12 protein-coding genes and 2 tRNA genes are annotated in these 16,680 nt (G+C 72.6%); 11 read left to right on the top strand and 3 right to left on the bottom strand.

Annotated features, from left to right (window positions below; genetic code table 11):
• Positions 1–23 precede the first annotated feature (23 nt).
• The 4 genes from ABZ721_RS09535 (at position 24) to ABZ721_RS09550 (ending at position 3,157) form a co-directional block, all read left to right on the top strand.
• Positions 24–1,766: a LytR C-terminal domain-containing protein gene (locus ABZ721_RS09535; protein ID WP_358788040.1), complete on the top strand. Its 1,743-nt coding sequence runs from the start codon at positions 24–26 to the stop codon at positions 1,764–1,766.
• 139 nt (positions 1,767–1,905) lie between these two features.
• The gene (rsfS, locus tag ABZ721_RS09540; protein ID WP_358788041.1) at positions 1,906–2,340 is read left to right on the top strand and encodes a ribosome silencing factor; all 435 of its coding nucleotides are present in this window, start codon (positions 1,906–1,908) and stop codon (positions 2,338–2,340) included.
• Complete coding sequence (locus tag ABZ721_RS09545; RefSeq protein ID WP_358788179.1) at positions 2,337–2,990, top strand: histidine phosphatase family protein; 654 nt, start codon at positions 2,337–2,339, stop codon at positions 2,988–2,990. Before rsfS ends, ABZ721_RS09545 begins: the two co-directional genes overlap by 4 nt.
• Before the next feature lie 94 nt (positions 2,991–3,084).
• Positions 3,085–3,157: transfer RNA gene (locus tag ABZ721_RS09550), tRNA-Ala, on the top strand.
• Positions 3,158–3,224: 67 nt separating this feature from the next.
• Here the strand turns inward: ABZ721_RS09550 and ABZ721_RS09555 are convergent.
• On the bottom strand, positions 3,225–4,175 hold the full coding sequence (locus ABZ721_RS09555; RefSeq protein WP_358788042.1) for a helix-turn-helix transcriptional regulator: 951 nt from the start codon (positions 4,173–4,175) through the stop codon (positions 3,225–3,227).
• Positions 4,176–4,362: 187 nt separating this feature from the next.
• On the opposite strand from ABZ721_RS09555, the gene ABZ721_RS09560 reads away from it, so the two are divergent.
• The gene (locus ABZ721_RS09560) at positions 4,363–5,718 is read left to right on the top strand and encodes an MFS transporter (RefSeq protein ID WP_358788180.1); all 1,356 of its coding nucleotides are present in this window, start codon (positions 4,363–4,365) and stop codon (positions 5,716–5,718) included.
• A 137-nt stretch (positions 5,719–5,855) separates the two neighbouring features.
• On the opposite strand, the gene ABZ721_RS09565 is transcribed toward ABZ721_RS09560, so the two are convergent.
• Positions 5,856–6,917 carry an alkene reductase gene (locus tag ABZ721_RS09565; protein ID WP_358788043.1) on the bottom strand — a complete coding sequence of 354 codons (1,062 nt, stop codon included), beginning with the start codon at positions 6,915–6,917 and terminating at the stop codon, positions 5,856–5,858.
• Positions 6,918–7,007: 90 nt separating this feature from the next.
• Between ABZ721_RS09565 and ABZ721_RS09570 the strand changes: the two genes are divergently transcribed.
• The gene (locus ABZ721_RS09570) at positions 7,008–7,589 is read left to right on the top strand and encodes a MarR family transcriptional regulator (protein ID WP_358788044.1); all 582 of its coding nucleotides are present in this window, start codon (positions 7,008–7,010) and stop codon (positions 7,587–7,589) included.
• A gap of 33 nt (positions 7,590–7,622) precedes the next feature.
• Here the strand turns inward: ABZ721_RS09570 and ABZ721_RS09575 are convergent, their stop codons facing one another.
• Entirely contained in the window at positions 7,623–8,972 is a 1,350-nt protein-coding gene (locus ABZ721_RS09575; protein WP_358788045.1) for a glycosyltransferase 87 family protein, read from the bottom strand.
• Positions 8,973–9,181: 209 nt separating this feature from the next.
• On the opposite strand from ABZ721_RS09575, the gene ABZ721_RS09580 reads away from it, so the two are divergent.
• From ABZ721_RS09580 to ABZ721_RS09600, 5 genes are all read left to right on the top strand, one after another.
• Positions 9,182–9,254, top strand: a tRNA-Ala gene (locus tag ABZ721_RS09580).
• 242 nt (positions 9,255–9,496) lie between these two features.
• Entirely contained in the window at positions 9,497–11,458 is a 1,962-nt protein-coding gene (locus tag ABZ721_RS09585; RefSeq protein ID WP_358788046.1) for a S53 family peptidase, read from the top strand.
• Between the two features lie 272 nt (positions 11,459–11,730).
• The gene (gene leuS, locus ABZ721_RS09590; protein WP_358788047.1) at positions 11,731–14,619 is read left to right on the top strand and encodes a leucine--tRNA ligase; all 2,889 of its coding nucleotides are present in this window, start codon (positions 11,731–11,733) and stop codon (positions 14,617–14,619) included.
• Positions 14,620–14,827: 208 nt separating this feature from the next.
• Positions 14,828–15,445 (top strand): hypothetical protein, encoded by a 618-nt coding sequence (locus tag ABZ721_RS09595; RefSeq protein ID WP_358788048.1) that lies wholly within the window; start codon positions 14,828–14,830, stop codon positions 15,443–15,445.
• Between the two features lie 126 nt (positions 15,446–15,571).
• A complete protein-coding gene (locus tag ABZ721_RS09600; protein ID WP_358788049.1) occupies positions 15,572–16,417 on the top strand; it encodes a DegV family protein in 846 nt (281 codons plus the stop codon).
• Positions 16,418–16,680: the final 263 nt, after the last annotated feature.

Raw genomic sequence — 16,680 nt, forward strand, 5'->3', positions numbered from 1 at the left:
CGCAGCGCAGTGAAGGGGTCCTCGTGAACGACGCAAACCCCCGTTGGCAACACGCCGAGGGTGGTCCTGAGAACGGTCAGGACCCGTACGCCCCGCAGGACCCGCCCGCGCCCCAGGACCCTTACTACCAGCAGCAGTACGGATACGACCCGTACGCACAGCAGCCGCCGCAGCAGCCCCAGCAACAGCAGCAACAGCAGCAACAGCAGCAGCCGGGGTACGCCGACCCGTACTACGCGGACCCGGCGCAGACGTACGCCGGCCAGCAGCAGGGCTGGATCCCGCAGCAGCAGCCGTACCCCGATCCCCAGTACGCGCAGCCGCAGCCCCTGCAGCAGCCGTACCAGGAGGCGCCGCAGTACCAGCAGCCGCAGTACGGCGCGCCGGCCGCCCAGCCGTACTACGCGGCGCCCGCCCCGGCCGCCGCGCCTCCGGCCGCCGCCCCGAAGCCCGCGCAGGCCCCCGGCCCCGGCGCCGTGCCGCCGCCCCGGCAGCAGCCGGGGGAGGACTACCGCACCGAGCAGTTCGCCTTCGTCGACGAGGACGACGAGGAGTCGGAAGAGGTCATCGACTGGCTCAAGTTCTCGGAGTCCCGCACCGAGCGCCGCGACGAGCGCAAGCGGCGCGGCCGCAAGCGCAAGGTCGCGCTGATCCTGCTCGTCGTGGTGGCGCTGGTCGGCGGCGTGGGCTACCTGTGGAAGACCGGCCGGATCCCCGGCCTCGACGCCCCCGGCAAGAACGCGTCGGCGACCGGCGGGGCCGGCCAGAAGCGCGACGTCATCGTGGTGAACCTGCGGCCCGTCGACGGCTCGGAGTCCTCCACGGCGCTGCTGGTCGCCAACCAGACCACCGGCAAGGGCACCACGGTGCTGCTGCCGAACGCGCTCGCGCTCAGCACCGACGACGGCGGCACGACCACCCTGGGCAAGCAGATCGACCAGGGCCAGGAGCCCACCCGGCAGGCGCTGAACACGCTGCTCGGGTCGGACATCAAGGGCAGCTGGCGGCTGGACACCCCGTACCTGGAGATCCTCGTCGAGTCCCTCGGCGGGGTCACCGTGGACACCGACACCGCGGTGAACGGGACGCAGAAGGACGCGGCCAAGGTCCTGGTCAACCAGGGCAAGGCGCAGGAGCTGAACGGCCAGGCGGCCGTCGCGTACGCCACCCACCGCGGCGCCGGCGAGCCGCAGGCCAAGCAGCTCACGCGCTTCGGCCAGGTGATGCAGGCCGTCCTGGTGAAGATGCCGAGCGACGCGGCCGCCGCGACGAAGACCGTCGAGGCGCTGAACTCGATCCCGGACCCCTCGCTGCCCGCCAACGCGCTCGGCGCCTCGCTGGCGCAGCTCGCGGACCAGGCCAAGAAGGGCGCCTACAGCACGGCGCTGCTGCCGGTGCAGCCGAACGGAACGCTGAGCGAGCAGGCGACCGAGAGCGTCGTGAAGGACGTGCTGGGCGGCACCGTCAAGAACTCCGGGGCCGCGGCCCAGGCCCGGGTGCTGATCAAGGACGCCACCGGTGCCAAGAAGGCGGCGGCGATGGCCCAGGCCGCGATCCTGAACGGCGGCTCGTACACCTACGTGGCGGGCGGCACGGCGCCGAAGCCGCAGGCGGCCTCCGAGGTGCTGTACGCCGACGACGCCCGCAAGGCGGCGGCGGACGACGTGGCGAAGACCCTGGGGCTGCCGGCGGGCGCGGTGAAGAAGGGCACGGTCGCCGCCAATGCGGACATCACGGTCGTCCTCGGCAAGGACTACAAGGGCTGACCTCCCCCCGAAGGGGGGTCCCGGCGCCGGCCGGAACCCCGCTCGGGGGGCCTGACCAGGCCCGATGGATAACGGGTCGGGGGCTGTCCGCGGGGCGTGAGACCCTGGAGAGACATTCCTCGACCCGAAAGCCTCACCTGTGACCGCCACTGACCACTCCATCGAGCTCATCAAGACCGCCGCGCAGGCGGCCGCCGACAAGCTCGCGCACGACATCATCGCCTACGACGTCAGCGACGTCCTCTCCATCACCGACGCGTTCCTGGTGGCCTCGGCCCCGAACGACCGGCAGGTCAAGGGCATCGTCGACGGTATCGAGGAGGCGCTCCTCAAGGAGCTCGGCACCAAGCCGGTGCGCCGCGAGGGCGAGCGCGACGGCCGCTGGGTGCTGCTCGACTACATCGACATCGTGGTCCACGTGCAGCACTCCGAGGAGCGTGTCTTCTACGCCCTGGAGCGGCTCTGGAAGGACTGCCCCGAGATCGAGCTGCCGGCCGACGCCGTCGCCACCCGCGGCAAGGGCGAGGAGCACGCGAAGCTGTACGCAGCCGAAGCGGACGGAGACCTGAGCTGAACGGGCACCAGACCGGCCGCGGCCGCCGCGTCGTCCTCTGGCGGCACGGTCAGACCGAGTGGAACCTGGAGCAGCGCTTCCAGGGCAGTACCGACATCCCGCTGACCGCGGACGGTGTCGCCCAGGCCCGGCGCGCGGCCAGGCTGCTCGGCGCCCTGGAACCGGACGCGATCATCGCGTCCGACCTGCGGCGGGCCGCCGCCACGGCCGCCGAGCTGGCCGCCGTGACCGGCCTCGCCGTGACGCACTACGAGGCGCTGCGCGAGACGTACGCGGGGGAGTGGCAGGGACTGACCCACCCGGAGATCGTCGCGGCCTACGGCGAGCAGTACGCCGCCTGGAAGCGCGGCGAGCCGGTGCGGCGCGGCGGCGGTGAGCTGGAGACCGAGGTCGCGGACCGGGCGGCCCCCGTGGTGCTGCGCGAGGCGGACAAGCTGGCCGACGGCGGCACGCTGGTGGTGGTCAGCCACGGCGGCACGATCCGCACCACGATCGGCCGGCTGCTGGGGCTCGACTCCGGCCACTGGGAGGCCCTCGGCGGCCTGTCGAACTGCTGCTGGTCGGTGCTGGGCGAGGGCGCGCGCGGCTGGCGCCTGCTGGAGCACAACGCCGGCACGCTGCCGGAACCGGTGCTCGGCGACGACAACTGATCCACTTCCCGGTGGATCGCCGGGCGGATTTCGCATCTGCCCGGGAGACCGGTTAAGCTTCTTCTCGTTCCCAGCGCGAATCGCTGGCAACGGCGGGGCTGTAGCTCAGTTGGTAGAGCGCTTGCATGGCATGCAAGAGGTCCGGAGTTCAATTCTCCGTAGCTCCACAATCAAGATCCCGCCCGATCGTCACGATCGGGCGGGATCTTTGCGTTGGCGCAGGTCAGCCCCTCGTCAGTCCCTCACCAGCGCCGCCGTCCGGTCGGCGGAGCGCTCCGCGACCAGTTCCGCTGCCCGCTCGGCCACGATCTCCGAGACCTTGCGGCGGTGCACGGGGCAGCCGACCATCGGGTCCTCCAGCACGCGCAGCCGCTCGATCCGGGCGCGGCTCGCGTCATCGGCCGGGGTGTAGACGACGATGCGGTGCTCGGTCATGCCGTCGATGGCCAGCGACACCGACGTCAGGTTGATCAGCCCGACCGACGCGTGCCGGAACACCTTGAGCCGCGATCCCGGCGAGGCGACGTCACCGCGGGCCCACATCTGGGCGAACTGCGGGCTCTCCCGGATCAGGCGCTCGATGAACGCCTCCCACGCCGGCTCCCCGACGTGCCGCCCGTACGCGGCGCGCAGCTGCCCGACCATGCGGGGCAGCTCCTCGTCGCTGTTGACCATCGTCGAGCAGCACTCCGGGACGGTGAACAGCTTCAGCAGCACGTTCCGCTCCGAGCGCGGCACGAACGCGGTGGCGGGCCAGATGTCGCGGTAGGCGCCGTTGGAGGCCTGGACGTCGTAGCGGGCGCTGTAGACGACCGCGGGCAGCGGGTCCAGCGCGTCCAGGATCCCCTGCACCTCGACGCCCACCACCTCCGCGTCGGAGGCGTCCTGGCGCACGAACGGCACCCCGGCCAGCCGGTAGAGGTGCTCGCGCTCGGTCACGTCGAGCTGGAGCACCCGGCCGACCGCGTCCAGCACCTGCACGCTCGCGTTGATGGGGCGGCCCTGCTCCAGCCACGTGTACCAGGTGATCCCGACCCCGGCGAGCTGCGCGACCTCCTCGCGGCGCAGCCCGGGCGTCCGGCGCCGCAGCCCGGGCGGCATGCCCACGTCCGCGGGGGTGATGCGGGCGCGGCGACTGCGCAGGAAGGCGGCCAACTCGGTGCGGCGCTGGGGCATGCTCCCCATCCTCCACCGGGCCCGGTCCGCTTGCCAGGTGCTGCCAGTACCAGCATCACAGGGCTCTCGTTACCAGTAGTGCGCCGCGCCCAGGCTGGTCTGCATGACGAATTCCGTGCTTCCGATCCCCGTCACCGACAAGGAGACCACCGCCGGCGCGGTCCGGCGCCCGCGCAACGGCCTGCTGCTCGGCATCATCCTGACGGGCCAGTTCATGGCCCTGCTCGACGTCTTCATCGTGAACGTCGCCGCGCCCACCATCCGCACCGATCTGCACGCCTCGGGCGCCGGACTGCAGCTGATCGTCGCCGGCTACACGATCGCGTACGCCGTGCTGCTGATCACCGGCGCCCGGATCGGCGACCTGCTCGGCCACCGGCGGGTCTTCCTCGCCGGGCTGGCCCTGTTCACCGCCTCCTCGCTGGCCTGCGGGCTGGCGCCGTCCACGGGGCAGCTGATCGGCTTCCGGTTCCTCCAGGGCGCCGGGTCCGCGCTGATGATTCCCCAGGTGCTCAGCCTGATCCAGCTGACGTTCACCGGCGAGGCGCGGTCGAAGGCGCTCAGCGTCTATGCGGCGGTGCTTGCCTCGGGTGCCGCGATCGGCCAGTCGCTGGGCGGGGTGCTGGTCAGCGCGGACCTGTTCGGCACCGGCTGGCGGCCGGTGTTCCTGGTGAACGTGCCGATCGGGGTGGCCATGCTGGTCGTCGCGCCGCGGGTGATCCCGGCGGACGCCGGCGGCGCCCCCGAACGGCGCCGCGGCCTGGACCTGCCGGGGCTGCTGACGCTCGGCGCCGCGGTGACGCTGTTCACCGTGCCGCTGGTGCTCGGGCAGGAGGAGGGCTGGCCGCTGTGGGGCTGGGTCTGCCTGGGGCTGAGCGTGGCCCTGTTCGGCCTGTTCACGGTGTTGGAGGCGCGGCTGGCCCGGCGCGGCGGCGCCCCGCTGGTGTCCGGGCGGGTGCTGCGGGCGCCGGGGATGGCACGGGCGGCCACGATGATCGGCCTGGCCATGGCGGTCAACGCGGGCTTCCTGTTCAGCATCGCCCTGCACCTGCAGACGGGCCTGGGGGACAGCGCGCTGCGCACCGGCCTGACGTTCGCCGTCGCGGCGGTCTTCTTCGGCGCGGTGGGCCTCAACTGGCGCCGGCTGCCGCCGGGCCTGCACCGGTGGCTGGCCCCGGCCGGCTTCGCCGTCGCGGCCCTGTCGTTCTCCGGGCTCGGCCTGGCGCTGCGCGGCGGCGGGCACGGCGGGTTCGCGCTCTTCGCCGGTCTGGCGGGGATCGGCGCGGGGCTGGGCGCGGCGTTCAGCCCGACCCTCACCCGCGCGCTGGGGAAGGTGGCGCCGCAGGACGCGGCCGACGCCAGCGGGCTGCTGGCGACCGTCACCCAGCTCGGGATGCTGGTGGGCGTGGCCACGTTCGGCACCCTGTTCCTCAACCGCCTCGACGTCGCGGGTCCGCACCCGGCGGCCCACGCGTTCGCGGTGACGGCCGCGGCGCTGACCGTCGTCGCGCTGGCCGGGGCGCTGCTGGGGCTGCGGCGCGACCGGGCGTAGCGGGGGACGGGGCCCGGCGGGAGACGGCCCGGTGGGACACGGGATCCGGCGGGACACGGGATCCGGCGGGGCACGGGGCCCGGCGGGACGCGGGGCGGAGGCGTCCGGGAGACCGGTCGGCTCCGCCCCCGCCGCGTTCAGGCCAGCGCGGGGTAGTCCGTGAAACCGCGCTCGTCCCCGCCGAAGAACGTGGCGGAGTCGGGGGCGTTGAACGGCCCCCCGGCCGCGAGGCGGCGCGGCAGGTCGGGGTTGGCGAGGAACAGGGCGCCGTAGGAGAGCAGGTCCGCGGTGCCGTCCTCGATCAGGGCGACCGCCTCGGGCGGCGTGGGGCGGCGCTCGGACCAGACGTTGAGGACGAGGGTGCCGGCGTACTGCTTGCGCAGCCGCAGCGTCAGGTCGCGGTCGGCCCCCTCGACCAGGTGCAGATAGGCCAGGCCGAGCGGTTCGACCGCGCGCACCAGGGCGCTGTAGACGGCCTCGGGGTCGGGCTCGGCGATGTCGTTGTACGGGTTCCCGGGGGAGATCCGCAGGCCGGTCCGGTCGGCGCCGACCGCCTCGACCACCGCGCGGGTGACCTCGACGGCGAACCGGATGCGCTCCTCGGCGCCGCCGCCCCAGCCGTCGGTGCGGTGGTTGGTGTTGGGGGCCAGGAACTGGTGGACCAGGTAGCCGTTGGCGCCGTGGATCTCGACACCGTCGAAACCGGCCTCGATCGCGTTGCGGGCGGCGGTCGCGAAGTCGGCGACGGTGGCCAGGATCTCCGCCTCCTCCAGCTCGCGCGGCGCGATGAAGGCCTTCGGCCCCTCGTGCAGGTACACCTGGCCCGCGGCGGCCACCGGCGACGCGCCGACCGGGACGAGCCCGTCCGGCAGCAGGTCCGGGTGGCCGATCCGGCCGGCGTGCATCAGCTGGGCGAAGATCCGGCCGCCCGCCGCGTGCACGGCGTCGGTCACCGTCCGCCAGCCGGCGATCTGCTCGGCGCTGTGCAGCCCGGGGGTGTCGGGGTAGCCCTGGCCGACGGCGCTGGGCTGGACCCCCTCGGTGATGATCAGCCCGGCGGACGCCCGCTGGGCGTAGTACTCGGCCATCGCGGGGGTCGGGATGGTGCCGTAGGCCCGGCTGCGGGTCATCGGGGCCATCACTATGCGGTTGGGCAGCCGGAGGCCGGCGAGGTCGATGGGGTCGAAGGCGTTGGGCATGAGGGTCTCCCCGGGAGTTATATGGTCGGCCAACAAAATCAACCGCGCACCCTCCCGGCACATTCCTTGGCCGGCCAACATAATGGGTGCATGACCCAGACGAGCCGTCCCGAGCCGGCCACCGAAGACCCCGCCTGTCCGCCGGCGGCACCGGACACCGTGTCCCCGGACGCCGTGACTCCGGACACCGTGTCCCCGGACCTCGTGGCCTCGGACCCCGCGGCACCGGGCGGCGGTACCGACGTCAGCCACGCGGTGTTCCGCACCGCCCGCGCCCACCGCATGGCCGCCGGGCGGCTGCTGCGCGGCGCCGGCCTCTACGCGGGGCAGGAGCTGCTGATGATGCGGCTGTGGGACGCGGGGCCGCAGCGGCAGGCGGAACTGATCAAGGTGCTGGAGCTCGACCCCTCGACGGTGACCAGGATGGTGCAGCGCCTCGAACAGTCCGGCCTGGTCACCCGGCGCCCCGACCCCGACGACGGGCGCGCGGTCCTCGTCGAGGCGACCGGGGCGGGCCACGCGCTGCGCGCCCCCGTGGAGGACGCGTGGCGGTCGCTGGAGGAGATCACCGTCGCCCGGCTCTCACCGGACGAGCAGCGGGAGCTGGCCCGGCTGCTGGCCCGGGTCGAGGGCAGCCTGTGCGCGGCGGCGGCCGGACCGGCGGACGACTGACCGGACCCGGGGCCACGTGGCGGTGGGCGGCGGTCAGCGGTCGGCGTAGTCGTACACCGGCCGCCGCGACGACGCCACGGGCGTGGAACGACGACGCCGCGGATCGTTGCGGAAGGCCTGGAACGCCACCGCGCCCGTCACTGCCAGGAACGCGGCACCCATCACCGGATAGACCGCGGACAGCGCCATCTGGCCGCCGTTCTGCCCCAGTTCGAACCGCTGGGCGCCGTGCGGGACCAGCCACAGCATGAACGAGCAGAACAGCCCGCCCGCCAGGACCGTCCCCGCCCCCCACAGCGGGTCCCTGCGGCGCAGCGCCTCGGTGCCGAGCAGGATCACCATCGGCACCCCCCACACCCAGTGGTGCGACCAGGAGATCGGGCTGACCAGCAGCGCGGTCACCGCGCAGGAGAGCGCCGCCCACGCCACGTTGTACGGGAGCCGGTCCCCGGCGAGCAGCGCGGCGACCGAGATCGCCAGGCCCGCGCAGCCGACGAGGGCCGCCGCCAGCAGCCAGCCGCCGCCCGGGTCGGCGGTGTGCAGGGCGCGGGCGAAGATCCCGCGCAGCGACTGGTTGGCGGTGTCCTCGCCGTAGCCGACCCGGTCCGCCGCGAAGAGCATCTCGGTCCAGAACCGCCGGGAGTCGTGCGGCAGCACCACCGCCGCCATGACCACCGTCCCGAGGAACGTCATGACGGCCACCGCGGCCCGCCGCAGATGCGGGTTCCACGGGTTGTGGCCCCCGCGCAGCCGCCGCCAGCCCAGGGCCACCCCGGCCAGCGCCAGCAGCACGGCGAACAGCGCGGGCGTCAGCTTGACGCCCGCCGCGATCCCGGTGCCGAACCCGGCCCAGCGGTGGCCCGCGCGGCGGGTCAGGTCCCACAGCACCAGCACGGCCAGCAGCAGGTTGATCTGCCCGTACCGCAGGGTCGTCCAGACCGGCTCGCACCACACGGCGACCGACGCGACGGCCAGCGTCACGGCGGCGGGCGGCAGCTTGACCGGCCGCCCGGTCAGCCGCAGCGACAGGTGCACCAGCGCCACCAGCAGGCCCAGGTTGGCCAGCGTCGCGGCCGCGCGCATCGTGCCCACGCCGATCCAGGTCAGCGGCATGAACAGCAGCGCGGCGAAGGGCGGGTAGGTGTTCGGCAGCTTCGCGTACGTGGCCCGCATGTCGTACAGGTCACCGCCGCCGCGCGCGGTCGCGCCCTCGGCCCGGTAGACCATGAGGTCGATCATGGACACGTGGGAGGCGCGCTGCGCCACCCAGAATCCGACGAAGGAGGCCAGGCAGACCGCCGCCGCGAGCAGCGTCGGTCGCCGCAGGATGAACGTCCTGGCCGCGAGGACGCGGGTGTCGGCCGTCAGCTGCGTCGCTGTCACAGTGCTCTTCTCCAGGGGTACTGGTGGGGGGCACGGGGCGCCGGTGAACCTGGCACGGAATCCCGACAGTACCTGGCCGGGCCCGTGAAAGCAGGGGTGCACGCCACCCCGGGCGAGCCCCCGGGGCCGGGCCAAACGATTTGGCGAAACACCCCCAGGGCCGTGTAATGTATGCCGAGTCGCCGGGGGAACCCGGCGGAGCACAACGCGGGGCTGTAGCTCAGTTGGTAGAGCGCTTGCATGGCATGCAAGAGGTCCGGAGTTCAATTCTCCGTAGCTCCACAATCAGGAAGGTCCGATCGCCGCACCGGCGACCGGGCCTTCTTTTGTTCCCCTCCGCGACGTCTGCCCCTTCGAATCGCGCTCACGCCGCACGCCGTTCACGGGTGCTTCCTTGGCCTGCTCTTGGCAATTGCATGCCCCTGACATGAGCTTTTCGGCGACAGAGTGGCGCTCTGCGGTACGAGCCGTACGCATAGCGGCGACACCGTAATCGGCGTCAACTCGCTTCGCATGGGGGTTTCATGAGATTTGAGCGCAAAAGAACGCGTGCCGGGCTGGCGGTGGCCGCAGCGCTGCCGCTGATGGCCGGAGCGCTCGCGCTGGGCACACCTGCCGCGCAGGCCGACCAGCCGCACGGCCGGCAGCTGCTCGCCGGCACCAAGCCGCTGTGGGCAACTGCCAAGGCGGACAAGGGCGACACGGCGGACGCCGGCGGCGTCACCGCCCGCGTCTACCTCGCGGGTCGGGACGCGAAGGGCCTGACGGCCTATGCGACCGCGGTGTCCGACCCGAACTCGGCCTCCTACGGCAAGTACCTGACCCCGGCGCAGACGCAGGCGCGGTTCGGTGCGACCAAGGAGCAGATAGCCGCGGTCACCGCGTGGCTGAAGTCCTCGGGCCTGAAGGTGACCGGCTCCAACCAGCACTACATCACCGTCAGCGGTGACGTGGCCGCCGCGGAGAAGACGTTCGGCACCCAGCTGCACAACTTCACCAAGGACGGCAAGACCTACCACGCCCCGGCGACGACGGCCTCCGCGCCGGCCGAGCTCAACGGCGCGGTGCTGACGGTCGTCGGCCTCGACAACGCTCCCAAGATCGCCAAGCACGACGAGGCGCTGCCGCCTCCCGGTGCGGTGTTCAAGAACGCCGGACCGTTCTCGAGCTACTACGGCTCGAACACCAACAAGAAGCTCCCCTCCGCCTACGGCACCAAGGCGCCGTACGCGATCAAGGGCTACACCGGCAAGGACCTGCGCGCCGCCTACGGCGCGAAGGGCTACACCGGCAAGAACGTCACGGTCGCGATCACGGACGCGTACGCCTCGCCGTACATCGTCCAGGACGCGAAGAAGTACGCCAGGAACAACGGTGACCAGGCGTACCGCAAGGGCCAGCTCTCCCAGGTGCTGCCCGCCGACTACAACTCGACCGAGGCCTGCGACGCGGGTGGCTGGTACGGCGAGGAGACGCTCGACGTCGAGGCCGTGCACGCCGTGGCCCCCGACGCCGACATCGTCTACGTCGGTGGCGCGTCCTGCCAGGACAACGACCTGCTGGACGCCCTGAACAAGATCGTCGACGGCCGGCTGGCCGACATCGTCTCCAACTCGTGGGGCGACGTCGAGGCCAACGAGACGCCGGACGTGGCCGCGGCCTACGACCAGACCTTCCTGCAGGGCGCTGTCGAGGGCATCGGCTTCTACTTCTCCTCCGGTGACTCCGGCGACAACGTCGCCAAGACCGGTGTGAAGCAGGTCGACACTCCCGGGAACTCCCCGTGGGCCACCTCGGTCGGCGGCACCTCGCTGGCCGTCGGCAAGGGCGAGAAGTACCAGTGGGAGACCGGCTGGGGCACCCAGAAGGCCGTGCTGTCGGCCGACGGCAACAGCTGGACGGGCTTCCCCGGCGCCTACACCTCGGGCGCGGGCGGCGGCACCAGCAACCTCTACGCGCAGCCGTTCTACCAGCGCAACGTGGTTCCGGACTCGCTCGCCCTCGCCAACGGCGGCGGCGTGAAGCAGCGCGTCGAGCCGGACATCTCGGCGGTCGCCGACCCGAACACCGGCTTCCTGGTCGGCCAGACCCAGTCCCTCGCGGACGGGTCGCTGGCGTACAGCGAGTACCGGATCGGCGGCACCTCGCTCGCCGCCCCGGTGATCGCCGGCGTCCAGGCCCTCGTGCAGCAGGCGCGGCACGGGATCCCGGTCGGCTTCGCCAACCCGCTGATCTACGACCGGTACGCCACCTCGGCCTACCACGACGTCACGGACCACCCGCTGGGCCAGGGCCGTGACCAGGCGGTCGTCCGCGTCGACTACGTCAACGGCGTGGACGCGGCGGACGGCACGATCACGTCGCTGCGCAGCCTCGGCAAGGACGCGTCGCTGCACGCCACGGTCGGCTTCGACGATGTCACCGGCGTGGGCACCCCCGGTGCCGACTACGTGACCTCGTACCTGCCGAAGAAGAACCACCGCTGACCCCGCGGTCGGCACGGACGCCCGACAGCTGAGCGTCCGAGCAGGTGCAGGGGCCCGCACCGGGGCATTCCCGGTGCGGGCCCCTCGCGCGCTGCGGTAACCTGACCGCATGCGTGCCGTACGCCTTCTGCTTAGCAAGCCGCACTGACAGCGATCCACAGCGATCCGAGTCGGTGCGGCGGCCCCTCCTGTGCGAGGGGTTTTTTCGTTTCCGCAGGCAGGCAGCAGACGCGGCGTACGCCCGTCATGATCACGATGGAGCTTCGAGGACGATGAGCGAGACCAACGCCGCCACTGAGGCAGCCGAGCCGCACCGTACTGTGCCGACCTTCAAGTACACCGCTCAGCTGGCCGCCGACATCGAGGCCCGCTGGCAGGACTTCTGGGAGGAGTCGGGCACCTACGAGGCGCCCAACCCCAGCGGTGACCTGGCGGGCGACGCCGAGCTGGCCGCCAAGCCCAAGAAATTCATCATGGACATGTTCCCGTACCCCTCGGGTTCGGGACTGCACGTGGGCCACCCGCTGGGCTACATCGCCACCGACGTGTACGCCCGCCACCAGCGGATGACCGGCCACAACGTGCTGCACACGCTGGGCTTCGACTCCTTCGGGCTGCCCGCCGAGCAGCACGCCGTCGCCACGGGCACGCACCCGCGGATCTCCACCGAGGACGCGATCGAGAACATGCGGCGCCAGCTGCGCCGGCTGGGCCTGGGCCACGACGGCCGCCGGTCGGTCGAGACGATCGACCCGGCGTACTACAAGTGGACCCAGTGGATCTTCCTGCAGATCTTCGACTCCTGGTACGACGAGGAGGCGGGCCGGGCCCGTCCGATCGACACCCTGGTCGAGCAGTTCGCCGCCGGCACCCGCGCCACCCCCGACGGCCGGGCCTGGGACGCGCTGAGCCCCATCGAGCGCGCCGACCTGCTGGGCGAGTACCGGCTGGCGTACGCGTCGGAGTCGCGCGTCAACTGGTGCCCGGGTCTGGGCACCGTGCTGGCGAACGAGGAGGTGACCGCGGACGGCCGCTCCGAGCGCGGCAACTTCCCGGTCTTCAAGTCCAAGCTGCGCCAGTGGAACATGCGCATCACGGCCTACGCGGACCGGCTGATTGACGACCTGGAGCCGCTGGACTGGCCGGAGGCCATCAAGCTGCAGCAGCGCAACTGGATCGGCCGCTCCGAGGGCGCCCGGGTGGACTTCGCCGTCGGCGACGAGAAGATCACCGTCTTCACCACCCGCCAGGACACGCTGTTCGGCGCCACCTACATGGTGCTGGCGCCCGAGCACGAGCTGGTCGAGAGGATCGTCCCGGCCGCCTGGCCCGAGGGCACCCATGACGTGTGGACCGACGGGCACGCCACTCCCGCCGAGGCCGTGGCCGCGTACCGCAAGATGGCCGCCGCCAAGTCCGACGTCGAGCGGCAGGCCGACGCCAAGGAGAAGACCGGCGTCTTCACCGGCGCCTACGCCGTGAACCCCGTCAGCGGCGACCAGGTCCCGGTCTTCATCGCCGACTACGTGCTGATGGGCTACGGCACCGGCGCGATCATGGCCGTCCCCGCCCACGACAGCCGCGACTTCGCGTTCGCCCGCGCCTTCGAGCTGCCGATGCGCTGCGTCGTCCAGCCCGGCGACGACCGCGGAACCGACGCCTCGACGTGGGACGAGGCCTTCGCCTCGTACGACGCGAAGCTGGTCAACTCCGCCAACGACGAGCTGTCCCTGGACGGCCTGGACGTCACGGACGCCAAGGCGCGGATCACCGAGTGGCTGACCGCGCGCGGCATCGGTGAGGCGACCGTCAACTTCCGGCTGCGCGACTGGCTGTTCAGCCGGCAGCGCTACTGGGGCGAGCCCTTCCCGATCGTCTACGACGAGGACGGCGTGGCCCACCCGCTGCCCGCCTCGATGCTGCCGCTGGAGCTGCCGGAGGTCGACGACTACTCGCCGCGCACCTTCGACCCCGAGGACGCGGACACCCAGCCGGAGACCCCGCTGTCCCGCAACCAGGACTGGGTCGACGTCGAGCTGGACCTGGGCGACGGCAACGGGACGCGGCGCTACCGCCGCGAGACCAACACCATGCCCAACTGGGCCGGCTCCTGCTGGTACGAGCTGCGCTACCTGGACCCGAACAACAGCGAGCGGCTGGTCGACCCCGAGATCGAGCGGTATTGGATGGGCCCGCGCGAGGGCCAGCCGCACGGCGGCGTCGACCTGTACGTCGGCGGCGCGGAGCACGCCGTGCTGCACCTGCTGTACGCGCGCTTCTGGTCCAAGGTGCTGTTCGACCTGGGGCACATCTCGTCCTCCGAGCCGTTCCACAAGCTGTACAACCAGGGCATGATCCAGGCGTTCGTCTACCGCGACCAGCGCGGCTTCCCGGTGCCGGCGGCCGAGGTGGAGGAGCGCGACGGAGGGTACTTCCACCAGGGCGAGCCCGTCAGCCGCGTGCTGGGCAAGATGGGCAAGTCCCTGAAGAACGCCGTCACCCCGGACGAGATCTGCGCCGAGTACGGCGCCGACACCCTGCGCCTGTACGAGATGGCGATGGGCCCGCTGGACGTCTCGCGCCCCTGGGACACCCGCGCGGTCGTCGGCCAGTACCGGCTGCTGCAGCGCCTGTGGCGCAACGTCGTGGACGAGGAGACCGGCGAGGTCACCGTCTCCGACGCCGAGCCCGACGAGGCGACGCTGCGCGCGCTGCACAAGGCGATCGACGGCGTCGGCCAGGACATGGCGGGGCTGCGCTTCAACACCGCCATCGCCAAGGTCACCGAGCTGAACAACTTCCTGACCAAGGCGGGCGGCGCCGTGCCGCGCGCCGTCGCGGAGCCGCTGGTGCTGCTGGTCGCCCCGCTGGCCCCGCACATCGCCGAGGAGCTGTGGCGCCGGCTGGGCCACGACGGCTCGCTGGTGCACGAGCCGTTCCCGGTCGCGGACCCGGCACTGGTCCAGGACGAGGCCGTGATCTGCGTCGTGCAGATCAAGGGCAAGGTCAAGGCCCGCCTGGAGGTCTCCCCGACGATCTCCGACGCGGACCTGGAGGCGCTGGCGCTGGCGGACGCGGGCGTGGTCGCCGCGCTGGGCGGCGCCGCGGTGCGCAAGGTGATCGTGCGCGCGCCGAAGCTGGTGAACATCGTCACCGGCTGACGGGGCTGGACCGCTCCGGTGCGGGCAGGCGCCGGGTAACCGGGGCCTGGGGCACCGGGGTGTGCGGCGCACCAGGCGTACCAGGGGTTTCCCTTACGGGCGGATTGGGGGTTCTGACCGAGCCACCGATCCGCCCGGTGCGTTTACCGTAGACGGTGGGCCACCCCGCCACCTGGCTGCCCGCGCCCGTCCGACCGGAGGAGCACCCGTGGATATCGCCGTCGTTGTGCTGCTGCTGCTCTTCGCGTCGTTCGTGGCGGTGGGCGTCGTCGCCACCGTGCGGACGGTCCGCGCGGTGAAGCGCGGCGTGGAGCGCGGCAGCGCGCAGGCCCGCAGGGTGGTCGAGGACACCGCCCTCAAGGCGCGCCGCTACACGCTGATGGGGGCGGCGGGCGAGCTCGCGCAGCTCCGCCTGGACCTGCGGACCTCCATCGACAGCACCTACCGTGCGCTGGACGCCGGCTCCGCCGATGACGCCTCGCTCTCCGAGGCGGCCGCCCTGCTCAACCGGCTCAACGACCACGCGCGGGTGCTGGACACCGAGCTGAAGGTGCTGGAGCGCGAGCCGGACAAGGGGCGGATCGCCGAGCGGCTGCCGTCGCTGGCCGAGCGCACCGAGCGGATCACCCACTCCGCCGACGCGCTGCGCTGGGCCGCCCAGGACCGGGCGCGGCAGTTCGCGGACGACGATCTGACCGCGCTGGCACAGCAGATCGACATCGAGGCGGGCGCGCTGCGGCACTGGGCCCCGAGCACGATTCCGGCCGGTGAGCCGGTGGGCGAGCCCGTCGCCGAGCCCAAGCGCAAGCGCATCAGCCGCTCCTGAACCGGCGATCCCGCGGACGGCGCCGGGCGGATCCGCCGATCCCCGGCGGGCGGCTCCGGGCAGATCAGCCGATCTTGACCCGGGCCGCACTGTCGCCGCGCCCGGGCCCCGGGTAACCTCCCGCACATGTCCCCGCATGTCGCTATCGTCACGGATTCCACGGCCTACCTGTCGCAGGAGGCCTTGGCCCGGCACAGCATCACGGTCGTTCCGCTGACCGTGGTGATCGGCGACGAGGCGTTCGAAGAGGGCACGGAAATCTCCGCGCCGGCCGTCGCCCGGGCCCTGCAGCGCAGGCGCCCGGTGACCACCTCGCGGCCCAGCCCGGCGGAGTTCGCCGCCTGCTACCGGGCCGCGGCGGAGGCGGGGGCCGACCACGTCGTCTCCCTGCACCTGTCCGCCGAGTTCTCCGGCACCCACGACGCGGCGCTGGTCGCCGCGCGGGACTCGCCCGTGCCCGTGCGGGTCGTCGACACCGGGATGGTCGCGATGGCGCTGGGCTTCCCGGTCCTGGCGGCCGCCGAGACCGCCGGGGCGGGGGGAACGGCGGACGAGGTGGTCGCCGCCGCGGAGAAGCGCGCCGCGGACACCCAGGCGTACTTCTACGTGGACACCCTGGACTACCTGCGGCGGGGCGGCCGGATCGGGGCGGCGCAGGCGCTCTTCGGGTCGGCGCTGGCCGTCAAGCCGATCCTGCAACTCGTGGACGGCAGGATCGAGCCGCTGGAGAAGGTCCGCACGGCCTCCCGGGCGATCACGCGGCTGGAGGAGATCGTCGTCGAGCGGGCCGGTGGCCGCCGGGTCGCCATCGCGGTCCACCACCTGGCCGCCGCCGACCGCGCGGCGGCGCTGGCCGAACGGCTGCGGGAGCGGGTGCCGGCGCTGGACGAGCTGGTGGTGAGCGAGGTGGGCGCGGTGATCGGGGCGCACGCGGGGCCGGGGCTGCTGGGCGTGGTGATCTCGCCGTTCTGACGGGGCGGTCCGGCCGCGGCCGGTGAGTTGTCCACAGGCGCGGATCATGATCATCTTTGGGCGGTGATTCCGCTTAGTTTCGCGTCATGGGAACCACGACGCTCACCGCGAACAGCCACCGCCGCAGTCACGTCCAGGGCCTCCGGGAGACGGTGGGGGAGCGCGCCGCCGCGCTCCTCGATCCGCCGGGCGGGCGAGGGGACCCGGATCCGGGCCAGGGTTCGGGCAGGGGTCCGGGCCCGGGTCCGGGCCCGGGTCCGGGC

This window comes from Streptomyces sp. NPDC006733 (assembly GCF_040636125.1).
Taxonomy (GTDB): Bacteria; Actinomycetota; Actinomycetes; order Streptomycetales; family Streptomycetaceae; genus Actinacidiphila.